21 protein-coding genes are annotated in these 19216 nt (G+C 31.2%); all 21 read left to right on the forward strand.

Annotated features, from left to right (window positions below):
* Positions 1 to 114: 114 nt before the first annotated feature.
* The 21 genes from BTO06_RS12415 (at position 115) to BTO06_RS12510 (ending at position 18971) form a co-directional block, all read left to right on the forward strand.
* Positions 115 to 510 carry a hypothetical protein gene (locus BTO06_RS12415; protein ID WP_100925610.1) on the forward strand — a complete coding sequence of 132 codons (396 nt, stop codon included), beginning with the start codon at positions 115 to 117 and terminating at the stop codon, positions 508 to 510.
* A gap of 160 nt (positions 511 to 670) precedes the next feature.
* Positions 671 to 1264: a hypothetical protein gene (locus BTO06_RS12420; protein ID WP_100925611.1), complete on the forward strand. Its 594-nt coding sequence runs from the start codon at positions 671 to 673 to the stop codon at positions 1262 to 1264.
* Positions 1265 to 1339: 75 nt separating this feature from the next.
* Positions 1340 to 1987 (forward strand): hypothetical protein, encoded by a 648-nt coding sequence (locus BTO06_RS12425; RefSeq protein ID WP_100925612.1) that lies wholly within the window; start codon positions 1340 to 1342, stop codon positions 1985 to 1987.
* 52 nt (positions 1988 to 2039) lie between these two features.
* Positions 2040 to 2783 (forward strand): hypothetical protein, encoded by a 744-nt coding sequence (locus BTO06_RS12430; RefSeq protein WP_100925613.1) that lies wholly within the window; start codon positions 2040 to 2042, stop codon positions 2781 to 2783.
* Between the two features lie 760 nt (positions 2784 to 3543).
* Positions 3544 to 4146, forward strand: coding sequence for a phospholipase D-like domain-containing protein (locus BTO06_RS12435; RefSeq protein WP_100925614.1), 603 nt, complete (start codon positions 3544 to 3546; stop codon positions 4144 to 4146).
* A gap of 174 nt (positions 4147 to 4320) precedes the next feature.
* On the forward strand, positions 4321 to 5142 hold the full coding sequence (locus tag BTO06_RS12440) for a hypothetical protein (protein ID WP_100925615.1): 822 nt from the start codon (positions 4321 to 4323) through the stop codon (positions 5140 to 5142).
* Positions 5143 to 5370: 228 nt separating this feature from the next.
* Positions 5371 to 6009 carry a DMP19 family protein gene (locus BTO06_RS12445; protein WP_198517080.1) on the forward strand — a complete coding sequence of 213 codons (639 nt, stop codon included), beginning with the start codon at positions 5371 to 5373 and terminating at the stop codon, positions 6007 to 6009.
* 194 nt (positions 6010 to 6203) lie between these two features.
* Entirely contained in the window at positions 6204 to 6794 is a 591-nt protein-coding gene (locus tag BTO06_RS12450) for a hypothetical protein (protein ID WP_157811843.1), read from the forward strand.
* A 152-nt stretch (positions 6795 to 6946) separates the two neighbouring features.
* Positions 6947 to 7549, forward strand: a complete 603-nt coding sequence (locus tag BTO06_RS12455; RefSeq protein ID WP_100925617.1) for a hypothetical protein — start codon at positions 6947 to 6949, stop codon at positions 7547 to 7549.
* 195 nt (positions 7550 to 7744) lie between these two features.
* On the forward strand, positions 7745 to 8872 hold the full coding sequence (locus tag BTO06_RS12460) for a serine hydrolase domain-containing protein (RefSeq protein ID WP_100925618.1): 1128 nt from the start codon (positions 7745 to 7747) through the stop codon (positions 8870 to 8872).
* A gap of 148 nt (positions 8873 to 9020) precedes the next feature.
* Complete coding sequence (locus BTO06_RS12465) at positions 9021 to 9422, forward strand: hypothetical protein (protein ID WP_100925619.1); 402 nt, start codon at positions 9021 to 9023, stop codon at positions 9420 to 9422.
* A 787-nt stretch (positions 9423 to 10209) separates the two neighbouring features.
* A complete protein-coding gene (locus tag BTO06_RS12470) occupies positions 10210 to 10581 on the forward strand; it encodes a transposase (protein ID WP_100925513.1) in 372 nt (123 codons plus the stop codon).
* 35 nt (positions 10582 to 10616) lie between these two features.
* On the forward strand, positions 10617 to 11432 hold the full coding sequence (locus BTO06_RS12475; protein WP_100925620.1) for an IS3 family transposase: 816 nt from the start codon (positions 10617 to 10619) through the stop codon (positions 11430 to 11432).
* 70 nt (positions 11433 to 11502) lie between these two features.
* Entirely contained in the window at positions 11503 to 12165 is a 663-nt protein-coding gene (locus tag BTO06_RS12480; protein WP_100925621.1) for a hypothetical protein, read from the forward strand.
* Between the two features lie 788 nt (positions 12166 to 12953).
* Entirely contained in the window at positions 12954 to 13556 is a 603-nt protein-coding gene (locus BTO06_RS12485; RefSeq protein WP_100925622.1) for a hypothetical protein, read from the forward strand.
* 27 nt (positions 13557 to 13583) lie between these two features.
* Positions 13584 to 13733: a hypothetical protein gene (locus tag BTO06_RS18535; RefSeq protein ID WP_157811844.1), complete on the forward strand. Its 150-nt coding sequence runs from the start codon at positions 13584 to 13586 to the stop codon at positions 13731 to 13733.
* Positions 13734 to 14677: 944 nt separating this feature from the next.
* Positions 14678 to 15241, forward strand: coding sequence for a hypothetical protein (locus tag BTO06_RS12490; protein WP_232731455.1), 564 nt, complete (start codon positions 14678 to 14680; stop codon positions 15239 to 15241).
* 207 nt (positions 15242 to 15448) lie between these two features.
* On the forward strand, positions 15449 to 16423 hold the full coding sequence (locus BTO06_RS12495) for a hypothetical protein (RefSeq protein ID WP_100925623.1): 975 nt from the start codon (positions 15449 to 15451) through the stop codon (positions 16421 to 16423).
* 103 nt (positions 16424 to 16526) lie between these two features.
* The gene (locus tag BTO06_RS12500; RefSeq protein WP_157811845.1) at positions 16527 to 17075 is read left to right on the forward strand and encodes a hypothetical protein; all 549 of its coding nucleotides are present in this window, start codon (positions 16527 to 16529) and stop codon (positions 17073 to 17075) included.
* A gap of 673 nt (positions 17076 to 17748) precedes the next feature.
* Complete coding sequence (locus BTO06_RS12505; protein ID WP_100925625.1) at positions 17749 to 18120, forward strand: transposase; 372 nt, start codon at positions 17749 to 17751, stop codon at positions 18118 to 18120.
* 35 nt (positions 18121 to 18155) lie between these two features.
* The gene (locus BTO06_RS12510) at positions 18156 to 18971 is read left to right on the forward strand and encodes an IS3 family transposase (RefSeq protein ID WP_100925626.1); all 816 of its coding nucleotides are present in this window, start codon (positions 18156 to 18158) and stop codon (positions 18969 to 18971) included.
* The last annotated feature ends 245 nt before the right edge of the window (positions 18972 to 19216 follow it).

The raw sequence follows: 19216 nt of genomic DNA on the forward strand, positions 1-19216 counted from the left end.
CTCTAGCCTACTTACGAAAATCCTTACGGATTTTCTATTTGGTTTGTATTTGCTAAATTAGGTGCTTAAAACACGCAACAAACCATATACAACAACGTTGTAAATAAGTCAAGAATGAATAGATTCTTCATAATTATTATGTTTATTATGTTTTCTGCTTGTAAAGAGAAAATAGAATATGGAGATATCAATCTTACTGAAAAAATCAAAAGAATTGAAATTAGCACTCTCAAAAAAGATTTTTCTAAATACAACAAAGACACTCTGAGAATTAAAGGTAACCTTACTCTTGGAATGGGTAATACTTGTATAAACTCTGAGGGAATTTCTATTTGGATAAATAATCTTAAACCTGCAGTAAATATTGACTTCATTTTCGGAGATAATTTTCACAAAAAAATAAACAACAAAAGTGTGGAATTAATAGGAGTTTATAAATATGGAAAAGCTGGGAATTTGAATTTATACGATGGAGAGTTTACTAAAATTTTATATATCAAAACGAAATAAAACCTATTTACAACAACGCGTATAATTAATTGCGGCTGAATTTACTCAACTGAAATTCAATCTTATTCATTATCTTTCCGAAACAAAGGAAAATGACTCGCATCCTTTTCCCGCAAAAAATCATACACAATTAAGTTGTAGAGAATAAGCAAAAGAATAAATGTCAAACTTATCAGATATTTTAATAAAACATTCAGAAAAGAAGGAGTTAATTGATTTTCTCAAAAGTCATTATGTAATTAATCGAGAAGAAATTGATGATGATATTCAGTTATTGAAATATTTCGATAAAAATCGAGATACCAGAACATTTGTTATACATCAAGATAAAAATAATGAATGGACTCAAGTAGAATATGAATTGGGTGAATCTACTGAATCATTAAAAGAATTTGATGATTGGATTCTTGAGTTTACTAAACGATTTAAAACAAAAGCAATAATTGCTTATGAGCAAACCTCCAGTGCAGCCTGTCGATTTGCCTATTTTGAAAACGGAAGATTAATAAGGTCAATAATTCAAACATATTTTATTCCTGAAAGTAAGATTAGACTTACTGAAAATATTGGAGAAAAATTTGATTTCGAAATATATAAATACGCAACTCCAATTAACGAAGAAATCGATTATGATGAGTTATTGAGTTATTATGATGATTTCCAAGTATGGCTTAAAAAACTTGGTTTTGAATGGAAGAAGGAATTTGGAAATTATTACGACTATACACACCTGGAAATAATTAAAGAAAAATAAACTCTCTACAACACTGTGTAAAAATGCATTAAAACGCATTTTACACTAACCGTTGTAAGCAATTAAACAGAACCAATGCTGACCATTGAAAAAATAAAAATTTATAACAAGTTTGGCGGAGACATTGACGGATTAACCCGAGTCGGAAAATCGACTGAAAAAAACTTGATTAGTGACAATGATTGGTCCTTAATTGACGAATTTGAACAGGATATAAAATTGATTTCCGATAGACTTGTATCAAAAGAATATAGAGAAAAATCTTTAATCAAGTTGAATGAAAATTGCGATTTGGAAACCAAAGACTATTTCAAATCCAAAATTCCATTTTATTCGGACTTTAAAGAAGTTTCAGAAATAATAGCTAATATCAAATCAAGAATTAATGATGAAACTGATACAGTTTGGGCAGGATTTGATAATACGGAAGTTTTGATAAAAGAACTTGATTCTGACCAAAAACAAATAGAACTTTTGAACTTTGATACTCTTGAGAAAACTATGGTGGAATTTTTACCGACCAGCACTTATCAAGAATTGGCAATGTCAAATGGTTGGAGTGATGAATATTTACAAATAGCGGAGAAATTTGATTCTATTCATAAGCGGATTAGAGAAAAACTGCTTACAACAACGTATAAAAATAATGGCGGAAGTTCTGCTAAAATAAAGAACAGTAATAACAATAAACTTTGGTCTAAATTGAAAAGTTTGTGGTCTTAAAACCGCCACTATTCTTATACAAGACCGTTGGCAACAATTTGAACTCATTTAAATGAAATCTATTTATATTTTAATAATTACTCTGTTTTCTTTAACTATTTGTAAAGGACAAGACAAAATTACTTTTGATATTAAAGAAGTTTTTCTCCAAAAAAAAGATTTTAAAAAGCGGAAATCTGATTTTATAAAAAAAGGCGGAAATTTTTATGAAGATAAAGATTATATTGTGTCGAAAAGTTGCAGTGGTGAATGGGGAGGCTCAATTTTTTTTAAAAACAAAAAAAGTGGAATTGAATATTCTTGCAGTGCTACTTGTCCAGTATCCGTAAATCTTATAGATGGAAAATATATAGTTACAAATTCGCTTGCTCATTTAAGCGGTTCATCAGATATAATTGAAATTAAAAATCCTGAATTAATGTCAGTTTTTAAAATGCCTGAACCTAGAGAAATAAAAAATGGGATTAAGCATTACTATACTGGAGATACAGAAAGTAAATCAAGAAAAGGAGTAAAAGAAATTTGGAACGGATTCGGAATTTTAACTTTAATAAGTTTTGAATTTAAGGAACAATTGTATCATATAATTTCAAAAGACGCAAAAACATTTTTAGCCACTATAGTAGAAAGTGAGCTAAAAATTATAAATCAAATTTCTAAAGAACGAATTTGGGATTATGCTCCAGAAACTTTTAAAGATGAAAAGGGAAATTTAATCGTATTTTTCAATAATCACAGCACTAGTGGATATATTGAAATCATAGGAAATGAAATAAAAGTAATAAGAACAAAATAAAAAACTGTTGCCAACAACGTATAAAAATAATGCTTAAGTTTAATACTAAATCAAGAGGTTAGTGCGTATTTGGTCAATCCGATTTTCCTCCGGAAAATTCTAGAACTCTAAAACGCACTATTCTTATACAAACCGTTAACTATCATTGTCGAGAATTATGTGAAGTTCTCTTTTTGATAAATCAAAGTAAGTTGCAAAATTTTACTTTTCAAAGGTAATTCTAGCCTTGTCCTTTTTTTAGAGAACTAAACGTTTTATGGTTTGGCTCATTTGCCAATCTCCTAATTTCTTGATTGTCGGTTCTTATTTTGTGTTTGCAAAGTCTCTGAATCGTTCCGATAACTTAGCTTACTTTTTACTTTTGAGTAGAACCTCATCGTATTTTTAGCCAATTCTCGCTGAACGTTCTGATCCGTTCTTTTTCTAAAAAAAGGCTTTATACAAATCTTAAAATACGCAAACTAAATGCAAGTAAGGCTTGTAACTATTTATCTTTTTTTGGCTGAAAATTGTTCTTGTTTATAAACCTTTAGATTTGCATTCTGTCTCGTTTGCTTTCAGTGTAAAATTTTCTAAACGCTTTCAATCTTGGCTAGTGTTCTCCAACATTAGTTAACAGCGTGTATAAAAAATTGCTTAATTCTCTATAAATCAAAAATTATATTTACTTTTAAATCATGAAAATGAATGAAAAATTGCTACTAAAATCATCGCAACTTTTCATACACAATTACGTTAGGGGCAAGCAAAAAACCGAAGAATGAAAACCACTTTTTTAGGACACGGAATCGGAACAAAAGAGAAACCAAATGTTGGAAATCAATTAGCTGATTCTTTTTCATGTGACCAGTTTATTTCTTTCAATGGCTTTGTTGCTTTTGCTACAGGTTCAGGTGTAAAGACAATAATAAAATCAATTGAAAATTCGAATCATATTTTCGAACAATGCAGATTCTTTATCGGCATTGATAATATGGTAACCTCTGAAGAAGCATTAAGACTTTTATTAAAGAAAAATGTGGAAACTTTTATTTACTATGATTCTATAAAGAAAAACTCTATTTACCACCCAAAACTATACATCTTCGAAGGTCAAAACAATCACCGAGTAATTATTGGTTCTTCAAACTTAACTTATCAAGCTTTGAACAGTAATCTAGAAGCATCAATCCAATTGGAATTTGATTCTGAAAATAAAGAAGGTAATTCTCTTTTGAAAGAAATAAAAGAGTATTACTCAAGTTTACTAGATCTCTCTTCAACGAACATTAGGCTTTTGACAGAAGAATACCTTGAAGAACTTATCGAAAAGAATCTTTTATCAAAAAAAATAGAAATTATAGAAGAGGAAGGAAAAAGGTGAGTCTACTACTTCTACAAACTCAAGTAGAAATTATGAAGTAAAGTTTACTGAAACTGACCACCAGCAATTTAACACACTTTTAATCGATATTTAGAATACATAAAAACTGAAAGGAAAGACGGCATTGTTAGCAAACATACTGAGGACAAAGAATTGTTTAGATGGTATCAAAAAATGCATGCATTATACAATCAAGGAACGGACGCTTTTCCGTTTGAAATATTTGAAACTCTCTTAAATGCAGAATTTCCTTTTGATGGAATTGGACGTATTAGAAAACATTTAATAGACTGGAATTTAGAATTTCAAAAAATGTTAGAATACAAAGCTAAATTCGACCCAGATAAAGACTACATACATGTACCTCAATTCAAAAACCCATCAAACAAGTATTTTAAAGTAGGTCAATGGTGCGCGCACCAAAAACAGCGTAGAAAGGGAAATAAAAACTATGGTATGGATTGGTTGCCATATGAAGAGGAGAAAATGAACTCTGTAAATTTTGTTTGGGACCTTTCCAAAATGGGTAAGCGTATTGACAAAGACAGATGGATGGACAATTTAGCAGAAGTCGAAGATTATTATAGTAATTCCAATAACTATAAAACTGTTCCATCTCAAAAAACATACATAGGACATTGGTTAAGTGACCAAATGTCTTTCAAAACCAAACAGGATCGTGAAAATAGAAATGATTTAATAAGTGAAGAGCATGAATTAATGCTAGGTCAGCTTTTAAAACAAAATGGCGTAGAATGGGAATATCGCAAACAAATGGAAAGAGAAGGTATTCTGAGTAAATTGGAAGATTGGCGTTATGTAGAAAATCTCAAAGTGACAGGAAACCTAAAAGAATTTAGAGATAAGAATCCACAAATTTTGAAAAAAAAGCGAGATAATGTTGCTCAACTTAGAAGTCAGAGTAAAAGGTGGAATAATGATAAAAACAACTGGAAATACAAATACTTAGATGACGCAGGGTTTCCATACAAATAATGATAAAAAGCCAGCCCCTAACAAGGTGTATAGCCAATAGGGCATTTAGAGATAAATTGCAAGTCCTGTTCTTTGAGCAGGCAACGCCAAAACAAAGTTTTGACGTTAAACAAAAAGAAATTTAAAAGTAAAAACGTTTGTTTTGGCTCAGTGGTAAACCGGAAGTGAAGTGCTTCGCATCTGCCCTGCTGTCCATACACAGAACGTTGGCGAGCATAAAATCAAAAAATGAAAAGAATATTATTAATGGGAATGTTTGCGAGCATTTTGAGCTTCTTCGGTTGTAAAGAAAAACAGTCCGAAAAAAGCAAAAGTGATTCGGAGTTTGATGCACAAATTTCAGAAAGTATAGAAGCATTTAAAAATAGACCAATCCATGAAAATCTCACCCAAGAGATAATTGATTCTACAAAGGACGAAGATTTAGTACAAGTAATTTTTGACAACTTAATAAGTAAGCTTCCAGAAGACTACACTAAAGAATATGAGACAGTCAATGGCTGGAATCAAGCTCGAAAAACAATTTATTTGATTTGGTTATTAGAGGCTGAAGTGAATAACGGTGGATTTAATCAGTTCTACTTTAATTCGAGTGGCCAATTTTACAAGTATATTCCAGAAGCCCTATTAAAAATAAACGCAGAACTGTTTGCTGACTTGACAGAAAGGGCAAACAAAGTTTATGAATCTGAAAATGAAAAAATAACGGAGAAACAAGACGGCACATTAGAGGGATTTAGTGAATCCTATGAAAACAATCCGTTAAATTCATTTGATGATGAATTTTATGAGCTTTATGACAAAGAGGACTTAATGAAACTTCAAGTAGAATACATTAGAGAGAACTCTAAAGAATTTATCGATTAAAAAAAACGACTCGCCAACAATGGCTATAAAGCATAGGCCTAACCAACCAAACCGTTCCTACGCTTCATAGCCGAACCGTTGGCAACAAGTTAACCGAATCTGGAAACTGATTGACTAACTGAAAAACAACGTTCACTCATTTTCGATTTTAGAATTAATAACAGAAACTTTAATTTGAATTAAAATAATAGAATATGAAAACCATTTTTACCCTTATAATGCTATTCTTGACATTTAATTCATTTTGCCAAGAGATTTCTGGAAAAAAAACAACAGACAATCTAAATTATTCAGAGAATTCTAAAATCAAAGTTTTTTATTCTGACAAATCAAATAAATTTCATTCTAACCAAAAACCAGTAAGCATATTTGTTAATAAAAAATTTATTGGGAGTTGGGAAGTATTGAATTTTATAAACTCTGGTAAAATTGAGAGCTCAAAAATCGAAAAAGAAAAATTTGAAATGAACGGAACTGAGTATTATGGAAAGATTTTTATAAGAATGAAATCTGATTACAATCCGAAGTTTCTCAAATTGGAAGAGCTTTCTACAAAATATTTGGACTTGAATGAAAACCCTATAATCTATCAAATTGACGAAAAAGTCATTGAGAGTATAAAAACCGAAATTTTAGTTGACGAGAATTTTATTTTAAAAATTGTTGTTGAGAAAGTAAAAACATCTGAAAAGAATACAGAAATCAATCTGATTAGACTTATAACCAAAACGCCTGAAAATATAAAAAAGGCAAATGAAATACAAATAAGAGGAATTGAAAAATAAAACCAGTTGCCAACAATGGCTATAAGTAATTGCTTACTCTAAGCTACTTTGGAAATTCCGCAGGAATTTCCGCCGTTAGTTTGTACTTGGGGAATTTATTACTAAATTCACGCAACTACTCATAGCCGAGACAGTTAGCAGCAATTTGAACAATGAATATTAAAGAATTACTTGGAGAAAGAATTAAAGATATTCTCGTTTGGGTAAAAATGGAAGTTGGCGGACTTGACCAGGGACAAGTTTTCATTGAATTAAATAGTGGAAAAACCATTTCGATTCCTTGGGATTTTGAATCTGAAAATATTGAAACCAAACCCAAAGCTAAATCTAAAAGTTTGGTTCTGAAATCAAGCGATAAAATCAGGATTGAATCAACGGAATTTAATTTTCCAGAAGGTAAAACTTGGAATCAAGTGAGAGAAGAAGTTAGTAGGAACCAAAACTCAACTTTTTTCGGACGACTGAAATATAAACTCGGATTTAAAAACGGAATCCCAAAAAGATATACTTCTAAATCAACAGAGATTGTTGACAACGAAATGAAAAAGTTTGCGAATCTTAAAATCGTAGATTTTATAATTTTTGAGGACTATGATTCTGTTGGATTTTTAGAATTAGAAAACGGAAATATAATAACCGAAACATTGACCGCACCTAACGGAACTGGAATGGCAGGACTGAATATCTTTGAAAACTTGAAAGATTTTGAGGAAAATTGCGGAACTGAATATAAACGATTAAAAAACAGCTGCTAACAACGGCTATAGTTCATTACGGGGGACTTTCTGCAGAAAATTCCTATCTTGCAGCAAAGGCTTGGTTTACGTCGGAATAATTCTGCGTACCATTCCGTAACGAAACCATAGCCAAACCGTTACCCAACATTTGACGAAAGAGTTGAGCATTAAGCAAAATATGGCTTAATTCTTGAACTGAAAACCAAAAAAAACATGAAATACTCTTTGCTCTTTACATATCTTTTTTTAATTGTTTCTTTTGGCCAATCATTTTCTCAGGAGAATACTTCAGACGATATTATTTCAAGAATTATCCAAAAAAATGGACAAAAGTTTGTGAAAAGTAAGAACATAAATTCTGTTTCAATAGGGATTTATAAAGACGGTCAAGTTTACACCGAGCACTTTGGGGAAATAGTAAAGGGAAAGAACAACCCACCTAATGACAAAACTGTTTATGAAGTGGGTTCTGTTTCAAAAACCATTACTGGTTATCTCGTTGCTAAAGCCGTTCTAGAGCAAAAAATTAAACTAGAAGATGATATTAGAATTTATTTAGAAGGAGATTATTCAAACTTAGAATATAACAGCACACCAATCTCAATACGGAACTTAATTACGCACACTAGCGGATTACCAATGTTCCTTCCTTTCAAAATGAACGGATTATATGAAAAACTTACCAAAGAAGTCCCTAATGAGTATTTGGCATTAGAAAAATCATACAGTAAAGAGAAATTTTTAGATGATTTAGCAAGTGTATCAATAACAGCAAAACCAGGTACAAATTATTCGTATTCCAATGCTGGTGCGGAATTAATCGGCAAAATACTAGAAACAGTCTATCACAAAAGTATCGACGAGTTACTTAAAGAAAATATCTCAGCTAAATACAATACGTCAACTACGAAAATTAAATTGGACTCGATACAAAATAAAAAACTCGTTCGTGGATATTGGATGAACAGTGAAACACCTGCACCCAATAATTTGAACCCTCTTTGGGGAACAGCAGGAGGCATAAAAATGACAATTATTGATATGATGCAATACGTTGAACTACAATTAAACAATAAAAACCCAATAATATCTGAATCCCACAAAGCGCTTTATGAGGTACGTAGCCCTTTGAATATTGCCTATTTTTGGCGTGTCTGGAAAGATAAATATGGAACATCATATAATCATCACGGAGGAACAAGTGGTACTCAAAATTGGTTGTTCATTTATCCAAAATATAATTTAGGAATATCAATTATAACCAATCAAAGTGGACCTAAAACACCAAACCTGTTAAGTAAAACAGCTCAAAAAATCCTTAAGGAATTAATAAAAGAATAAAACGTTGGGTAACAATGGCTATAAGTAATTGCTTTTTCTCACCTCTTCTGAAAATCCTCGCGGATTTTCAGAAGAGGTGTGTACTTGCAAAGTTAAGTGCTAAACCACGCAACTACTCATAGCCGAGTCGTTGTGTGTAATTTTAGAAATGAGACAAACGATAACCAAAAGTGATAAAAATCTAAGGATTCTGAACAAGTTAATTGTGAACGGATTCTATAATGGATATATCGGAACTGAAAAGTTTGAATTAATGCGGAATCGTTTTCCGAACAATCACAGACTAATCGGAATTGTAAATGACACAGGTAATTACAATTTGAAATTTGACTTTAAGTCACCAATGAATATTTTAGCGAAAATTTTACTCGGACTCGGAATTCTGATTTCAATAATTTCGCTGATTAAGGGTAATTGGATTTTGCCGATTGTGTTTGTTACTTTCGGACTGATTATGTTTGCGGATTTTAAACTAAAAGAGAAAAAAGAAATGAATATATTAACGGATAAACTATTGGAATTCCACAAAACGGAATATAAAACGGAATAAAAACTACACACAACAATGCATAACCGCAATTACGGCGGATTCAACTACGTCTGAATCCACTCGGAATTGCTAACGCTAGTGAATTAAAGAAAATAACAACTAATTTAACCCGCAACTGACGGTTATACGAAACCGTTAACTATCATTGTCGAGAATTATGTGAAGTTCTCTTTTTGATAAATCAAGTAAGTTGCAAAATTTTGCTTTTCAAGAGTAATTCCAGCTTCGTCCTTTTTTTAGAGAACTAAACGTTTTATGGTTTGGCTCATTTGCCAATCTCATTGTTTCTTGATTGTCGGTTCTTATTTTGTGTTTGAAAAGTCTTTGGCTCGTTCCGATAACTTAGCTTACTTTTTACTTTTGAGTAGAACCTCGTCGCATTCTTAGCCAATTCTCGCTGAACGTTCTGATCCGTTCTTTTTCTAAAAAAAGGCTTTACACAAATCTTAAAATACGCAAACTAAATGCAAGTAAGGCGTGTAACTACTTATCCTTTATTGGCTGAAAATTGTTCTTGTTTGTAAACCTTTAGATTTGCATTCTGTCCCGTTTGCTTTCAGTGTAAAATTTTCTAAACACTTTGAATTTTGGCTAGTGTTCTCCAACATTAGTTAACAGCGTGTATAAAAAATTGCTGCATTCTCTATAAATCAAAAATTATATTTACTTTTATATCATGAAAATGAATGAAAAATTGCTACTAAAAATCATCGCAACTTTTCATACACAATTACGTTGTGCGTAAGCTTGACCCGTCCTGAATAAAGGCTACATAATTTTAAACATTATGTATAAAAACGACAAAGTCATCAGACGCTATTCAGAACCTTTTAAATTGAAAATTTTAGACGAACTTACAACCGGAAAATTAAACAAATATCAATTAGGTAAGGCATATGGTATTGCTCCAACTACCATTAATGAATGGATTAAAAAGTATAACCGTAAAGACCTTATGAATACCAGAATAACCGTGAAAACTAAGGATGAAATAACCAGAATTAAACAGCTTCAAAAAGAGATTGAACAACTAAAAAAACTCTTGTTAAAAAAAGACTTGGATGCTATGATTCAAGATTCATACCTAGAAGTTGCTGCTGAAGACCTTGGTTATAAATCTGTAGCAGAACTAAAAAAAAAGCTAAATATAGAGCGTTAATTACATCTAAAATCAAAGCTAAAGGATTTGCGTCTTTGACAACTATAACTAACTGTTTCGGACTTAAACGTGATGCATATTACAAATATAAACACAGAGCTGATAAACGGTTAAAGCTAGAACAACAGATTATTCAAATTGTTAAGCAAAAACGCAAATCCTTACCAAGAGAAGGTGTTCGTAAACTCAAAACATCCTTAAAAAACGATTTTGATAATGCAAATCTTAAGGTAGGAAGAGACATGCTATTCAATGTCCTTAGAAAACACAATATGCTTACAACCAGAAAGAAACCAAGTTATAGAACTACCAATTCTTTTCATAGATTCTATAAATACAAAAACATCATAAAAGATCTACGTGTTGATAGACCTAACCAGGTATGGGTAAGTGACATCACCTACATTAGAACTGTAAAAGGATTTTGTTATTTAGCCCTTATAACCGACTTGTATTCTAGAAAAATAATAGGGTATGATCTTAGTGATAGCTTAGAGCTTAGCGGATGTGTAAGAGCATTAAAAAAAGCATTATATCAAGCTAAAAATACGGATGAACTCATACATCACTCCGATAGAGGAATACAATATTGCAGTAACCTATATACACAAATTTTAAAAAGGAAGAACATTAAAATTAGCATGACAGAAGATAATCATTGTTATGAAAATGCTGTCGCTGAAAGGGGAAATGGTATATTAAAAGATGAGTTTTACTTAGATCAAACATTTGATAATGTGATACATGCAAAAAGAGCTGCAAAAAGTGCAATCAATCTATACAACCAAATAAGATTACACGTATCTTTAGACTATAAAACACCAAATATGGTATACAAATTAACAGCCTAAATCAATTTTTAACCTGTAGCCATATTTCAGGACTAGACATTTAAACCAACTATCAGAAGCTAAATACTGAATGAAGAATACTTTGATAATACTACCCTTTTTTCTACTGACTGTTCTAGGCTGTAAAGCACAGGATAAAGAACCTTCAGATTTCATTCCAAAAGGATATGCTTTATTTGAAAAATATTTTGGAGATCTAAATAAAGATGGATTGGATGACTGTGTTTTGATTATCAAAAAGACAGATACAACTAACATTGTCACTAATCGTTTTGATAAAAAAGTTGACAGAAATAGACGTGGAATTGTTGTTCTATTCAAAAAAGAGAAAGGTTATGAACTTGCCGATAAAAACTACAGTTGCTTTTCGTCAGAAAATGAAGATGGTGGAGTTTATTTTCCACCAGAATTATGGATTAAAATTGAAAACGAAAAACTTTATATCCATTACGGCCACGGCAGATATGGATATTGGGAATATACCTTCCGATATCAAAACTCAAATTTTGAATTAATTGGATATGATTCAAGTAGTAATCGTGGTCCAGTAACAAATACGGAAACAAGTATTAACTTCTTGACAAAAAAGAGATTAATCAAAGAGAACAGCAATGAAAATGCGGAAGGCGGAGATGAAACATTTAAGGAAACTTGGAATAAAATTAAAATAGAAAATCTTATCAAACTGTCTGAAATAAAAGACTTTGATGAATTAGATATGTATAATTATTAAAAAAACTGCCCACAACAATGGCTATAAGTAATTGCTTGTTATTACCTACTTACGAAAGTCCTCGCGAATTTTCAGTTTGGTGTGTACTTGCAAAGTTTAACGCTAACCCACGCAACTACTCATAGCCGAGACCGTTAACTATCATTGTCGAGAATTATGTGAAGTTCTCTTTTAGATAAATCAAAGTCAGTTGTAAAATTGTACTTTTCAACAGTAATTCCAGCTTCGTCCTTTTTTTAGAGAACTAAACGTTTGATGGTTTAGATCATTTGCCAATCTCCTAATTTCGTGATTGTCGGTTCTTGTTTTGTGTTTGAAAAGTCTCTGGCTTGTTCCGATAACTTGGCTCACTTTTTACTTTTGAGTAGAACCTCATCGTAATTTTAGCCAATTCTCGCTGAACGTTCTGATCCGTTCTTTTTCTAAAAAAAGGCTTTTTACAAAACTTAAAATACGCAAACTAAATGCAAGTAAGGCTTGTAACTATTTATCTTTTATTGGCTGACAATTGTTCTTGCTTATAAACCTTTAGATTTGCATTCTGTCTCGTTTGCTTTCAGTATAAAATCTTCTAAATGCTTTGAATTTTGGCTAGTGTTCTCCAACATTAGTTAACAGCGTGTATAAAAAATTCCTTCTTTCTATATAAATCAAAAATTATATTTACTTTTAAATCATGAAAATGAATGAAAAATTGCTACTAAAATCATCGCAACTTTTCATACACAATTACGTTAGCCATAATATGAACGGAATGATATTTGAAGTCATTTAAGAAACTTACATTTATGAAAAAAATCACACTTCTTTTATTATTGGCTTTCGGAATTAAAACAGCATTTGCGGAATGCTCAATGAGTGGAATGTCTTTCTTTCCAGAAACTAAAGAAATTGGATTGAATTCAAAATTCATCGTCCAGGGTTATGCTTACAGTCAAAAGACTATAAATAGTTTCAAAAACAGAAAAGTTTATCTGGAAAGTGAAAGCGGAGAATTAATTGAGCTGAATCTTAAAGAATTCTATACAGGTCAGATGCAATTAACTCAGGCTATCTTTTATCCAACATCAGAATTAAAACCTAACACAAAGTACTTTCTTAAATACTCTGACCAAACCGAAAATGAAGGAAGAGAAATGAAGCAATATAACAGAGAAAAAAAAGTGAGAGAAAAAGTTTATTGGAAAACAACAGACAAAAAGGAACTTGAAACTCTGAATTCTAATCTGAATATTGAATTTGAAAAAACCGAAGTTATACACTATGGTTGTGGCCCATCTGCGAATGCAATTTTCAATGTTAAAAATAAATCGGAGTCTGAAATCTGGTATAAGACAGAGGTCGTTGACTTAAGCACTGACAACAAGAACGTATTTTATATTAAAGAATGAAATGGTAAACTGAATGTTGGACACGGAATGTGTGCAGGAGGATTTACGTTTAAAGATAAAGGAAAATATAAAGTTAGGTTCACGCCAATGAATACTGACGGAAAATCATTAAAAACTACTGACTGGACAACTTTTGAAAGTCCGTTTATGAACGACAAAAGTCCATTCGGAAATTAAAAATACTATGGCTAACAATGGCTATAATTAATACGGGGTTTGGTGTTTAATCCCAAGTTTAGTGTATTTTTACAATGTCCGCCAAATCTTTTTGATTTGGCTTTAAAAATGAAAAGATTAAAACAAAATAAAAAGTTTTGGCTATGTGCTTAATCGGTAATTAATCGCTTTTAATTCCCGCACTAACCATAGCCGAGACGTTAACTATCATTGTCGAGAATTATATGAAGTTCTCTTTTTGAAAAATCAAAGTCAGTTGCAAAATTGTACTTTTCAAGAGTAATTCCAGCTTCGTCCTTTTTTTAGAGAACTAAACGTTTGATGGTTTGGATCATTTGCCAATCTCCTAATTTCTTGATTGTCGGTTCTTGTTTTGTGTTTGAAAAGTCTCTGGCTCGTTCCGATAACTTAGCTTACTTTTTATTTTTGAGTAGAACCTCATCGTATTTTTAGCCAATTCTCGCTGAACGTTCTGATCCGTTCTTTTTCTAAAAAAAGGCTTTTTACAAATCTTAAGATACACAAACTAAATGCAAGTAAGGCTTGTGACTATTTATCTTTTATTGACTGACAATTGTTCTTGTTTATAAACATCTAGATTTGCATTCTGTCTCGTTTGCTTTCAGTACAAAATTTTCTAAACGCTTTGAATTTTGGCTAGTGTTCTCCAACATTAGTTAACAGCGTGTATAAAAAATTGCTTCTTTCTCTATAAATCAAAAATTATATTTACTTTTAAATCATGAAAAACGAATGAAAAATTGCTACTAAAATCATCGCAACTTTTCATACACAATTACGTTGCCACACATATGAGAAAAACGATTCCGACATTAATTTTAACTTTGATTTTAGCCTCTTTTTTATGAAATTGTAAAGAAGAAAAAAAACTGTCTCAATCGGAATTTGAACAAGCTGTTTTCTATGAAATATTTCCTGCGATTTTGGATTCAATTTACTATGATAAGAGAATGCTTCCACCTCCTCCACCACCTCCACCTGAATTTTTTGAAAACTACAGCCAAAATGAATTAGATAAAGCTATTTCAGATTATAAACAGACCGAAACCTATAAACAAGGAAAAAAGAAATGGGAAAAGAAAAAAGATTCACTAAACCAAGATACTTCTCCAATCTATTTAGCTATTTCTGACTCAATAACTCGTTACGAAAGAGAAGATATGTATGAGTTAGTTCAACATTTTAACAACCAAAACATAATTTTAGACTCAAAAAACATTGAATTAAACAACGGATTCAAAATAGATTTAAGCAAATTAAATTCTAACAACGAAAAAATTAAATTTAAATATCAATCGGAATTCCCAAAAGGACGTGAATTTTGGAGAACTGAATATGATTTTTACATTGCTGCAAAAATTGGGTTTAATCGAATATTATTTGACAACACTAAAACCTATGGTGTCTTGAATGGTGGTTTTGGAATGGGAATTTTAAATGGAAGTGGATTTAGAATTTTTATTAGGAAAAATGAAAATGGTAAATGAATTATCGATAAAGTTGTTAAAACTTGGATTTCGTAGAAAAAATACGTGTGGCAACACCGTGTATAATTCATTGCTAGTTCTAGCCTGCTTGGAAATTCCTTCGGAATTTCCTCTGGTTCGTTTTAGTTTACTAATTTAGTTGCTCAAACACGCAACGAAATCATACACAAACACGTTGTGCAACATTTAAAAAACTAAAGTGAATTAATGAAACACCCTTTTAAGCCTTCAAAATCTAATATAATTTATGCTTCAATTGTTGCTGCAATTATAGTTTTCTTTAACATCCGAATTTACGGTTTTGATGCCTATACTTTTGGAATGAGTATTGGCTCTATAATTGGAATAATCTTAATTCCGACATTATTAGCATTATTGTTTTGGTTTATACTTGGGCGAAAAGAAAACGGTGGAACAACAACATTTAATGTAGTATTGACATTAATGCTTTTAGGTTCAATTAGCGAATTTGGACAAATTGCAAAAGACAGACAAAAGCTAATAAATGATTTACAAAAAGCAGTGTCTGAATATAAAGAAAGTACTATAGCTAATCCTGATTCGACAGATTCAAACTACAATGTATTATCAGCTAATGTCAAAAACTCAATTGATGACTTAATAAAAAGTAGTGTTGGCGAAGAAAGAAAAGTGTGGTTAGCATTGAGAGACTTTTTCAGAAAATCTGATAGCACTAACATTGAATGGAATAAAGCTTACAATGCGTTTGCTGAACCTCGGATTTTGGATTTTAATAGATTAAATAATAAAGAGGAGTTTGAATTCCAAAAACAAACTGTCCAAGAATACATTAACCAATCAGACCATTTTAAAGCTTTTGTAGAAAACAGAATTGACTATTTAAAAGAACAAACTAAAAGAATTGACAAAAGCAATAAAGCTTATAAAGGCTTTATAAAAGGATTGACAAAAAAAGACTCAGTACAAAAACCAATTTTTATGCCTTACATCAATGCTCACATTGGATACGGTCAAGGAATAAAAAAAATAATTGAACTTTTAGAAAATGAACAAGGTAATTGGAGTTATGATAATGAAACTGAAACCTTGATATTTGAAAATTCGGAGGCTCAAACAACATATGAAAACATTTTAAATGACGCTATTTCAAATGAAGAAATTGTGAATGAACTTTCCGATAAGTTAGTAGAAATAATGTAAAAAAAACGTTGCACAACAATGGCTATAATTCATTGTGGTTTTGTGCCACACCAAAATAAAAGTATAAATCAAACAGTTGGATTTCAGCGGAATAATCCTAAGTATGATTCCACAACGAAATCATAGCCGAGACCGTTGTAGCCAATTTAACCCGATGCAAAAAACAGAAGAATTTATAGAAAATAGAATTAAATGGCGCGCCACGAAACACGATTTGCCCAATAAAAGTGTTCATTTATTTGAGAACTTAACGGATGATAAAAAAACAGAATATGTGACTCATTTCAATGATAATGATTGTGGAAAATTAATCTTGTTATTTACCGATTCAAAAAAAAACTGGACAGCAATTGGAACCAAACAAATTATTGGTTTTGACGGAACAAATTATAACTCTGTCGAACTATCTTCCATAAAAGATGTTGATTCTAAAAATCGGAAAGAATATTTCGAGAAAGCAGAGGCAGGGGAGAAAAAACTCAAAAAAATAAATAAACGAAATGAATCTGAATTGTTAATTACTGAATTTAATGGAAAGGAAACTATTTTCATTACAAAAGCGGGAAGTGATTTATTTTCGCTTTGGAATATAATGATGATGATTGAACAATTGAATAAAAAACTGGCTACAACAAAACCTAAGCTGCATTAAAACGCAGCTTAGCCGAGACGTTAACTATCATTGTCGAGAATTATGTGAAGTTCTCTTTTTGATAAATCAAAGTCAGTTGCAAAATTGTACTTTTCAACAATAATTCCAGCTTTACCCTTTTTTTAGAGAACTAAACGTTTTATGATTTGGCTCATTTGCCAATCTTCTAATTTCTTGATTGTCGGTTCTTGTTTTGTGTTTGAAAAGTCTTTGGCTCGTTCAGATAACTAAGCTTACTTTTTACTTTTAAGTAGAACCTCATCGTCTTTTTAGCCAATTCTCGCTGAACGTTCTGATCCGTTCTTTTTCTAAAAAAAGGCTTCATACAAATCTTAAAATACGCAAACTAAATGCAAGTAGGGCTTATAACTATTTATCTTTTATTGGCTGACAATTGTGCTTGTTTGTAAACCTTTAGTTTTGCATTCTGTCTCGTTTGCTTTCAGTGTAAAATTTTCTAAACGCTTTGAATTTTGGCTAGTGTTCTCCAACATTAGTTAACAGCGTGTATAAAAAATTGCTGCATTCTCTATAAATCAAAAATTATATTTACTTTTAAATCATGAAAAATGAATGAAAAATTGCTACCAAAATCATCGCAACTTTTCATACACAATTACGTTACCATACATACTGACCCGTCCTAAATAAAGGCTACATAATTTTAAACATTATGTATAAAAACGACAAAGTCATCAGACGTTATTCAGAACCTTTTAAATTGAAAATTTTAGACGAACTTACAACCGGAAAATTAAACAAGTATCAATTAGGTAAGGCATATGGTATCGCTCCAACTACCATTAATGAATGGATTAAAAAGTATAACCGTAAAGACCTTATGAATACCAGAATAACCGTGAAAACTAAGGATGAAATAACCAGAATTAAACAGCTTCAAAAAGAGATTGAACAACAAAAAAAACTCTTGTTAAAAAAAGACTTGGATGCTATGATTCAAGATTCATACCTAGAAGTTGCTGCTGAAGACCTTGGTTATAAATCTGTAGCAGAACTAAAAAAAAAGCTAAATATAGAGCGTTAATTACATCTAAAACCAAAGCTAAAGGATTTGCGTCTTTGACAACTATAACTAACTGTTTCGGACTTAAACGTGATGCATATTACAAATATAAACATAGAGCTGATAAACGTTTAAAGCTAGAACAACAGATTATTCAAATTGTTAAGCAAAAACGCAAATCCTTACCAAGAGAAGGTGTTCGTAAACTCAAAATATCCTTAAAAAACGATTTTGATAATGCAAATCTTAAGGTAGGAAGAGACATGCTATTCAATGTCCTTAGAAAACACAATATGCTTACAACCAGAAAGAAACCAAGTTATAGAACTACCAATTCTTTTCATAGATTCTATAAATACAAAAACATCATAAAAGATGTACTTGTTGATAGACCTAACCAGGTATGGGTAAGTGACATCACCTACATTAGAACTGTAAAAGGATTTTGTTATTTAGCCCTTATAACCGACTTGTATTCTAGAAAAATAATAGGGTATGATCTTAGTGATAGCTTAGAGCTTAGCGGATGTGTAAGAGCATTAAAAAAAGCATTATATAAAGCTAAAAATACGGATGAACTCATACATCACTCCGATAGAGGAATACAATATTGCAGTAACCTATATACACAAATTTTAAAAAGGAAGAACATTAAAATTAGCATGACAGAAGATAACCATTGTTATGAAAATGCTGTCGCTGAAAGGGTAAATGGTATATTAAAAGATGAGTTTTACTTAGATCAAACATTTGATAATGTGATACATGCAAAAAGAGCTACAAAAAGTGCAATCAATCTATACAACCAAATAAGATTACACGTATCTTTAGACTATAAAACACCAAATATGGTATACAAATTAACAGCTTAAATCAATTTTTAACCTGTAGCCATATTTCAGGACTAGACATTGTCGAGAATTATGTGAAGTTCTCTTTTTGATAAATCAAAGTCAGTTTTAAAATTTTATTTTTCAATAGTAATTCCAGCTTTGTCCTTTTTTTAGAGAACTAAACGTTTTATGGTTTGGCTCATTTGCCAATCTCATTGTTTCTTGATTGTCGGTTCTTATTTTGTGTTTGCAACGTCTCTGGCTCGTTCCGATAACTTAGATTA

Source organism: Tenacibaculum sp. SZ-18 (assembly GCF_002813915.1).
GTDB lineage: Bacteria > Bacteroidota > Bacteroidia > Flavobacteriales > Flavobacteriaceae > Polaribacter.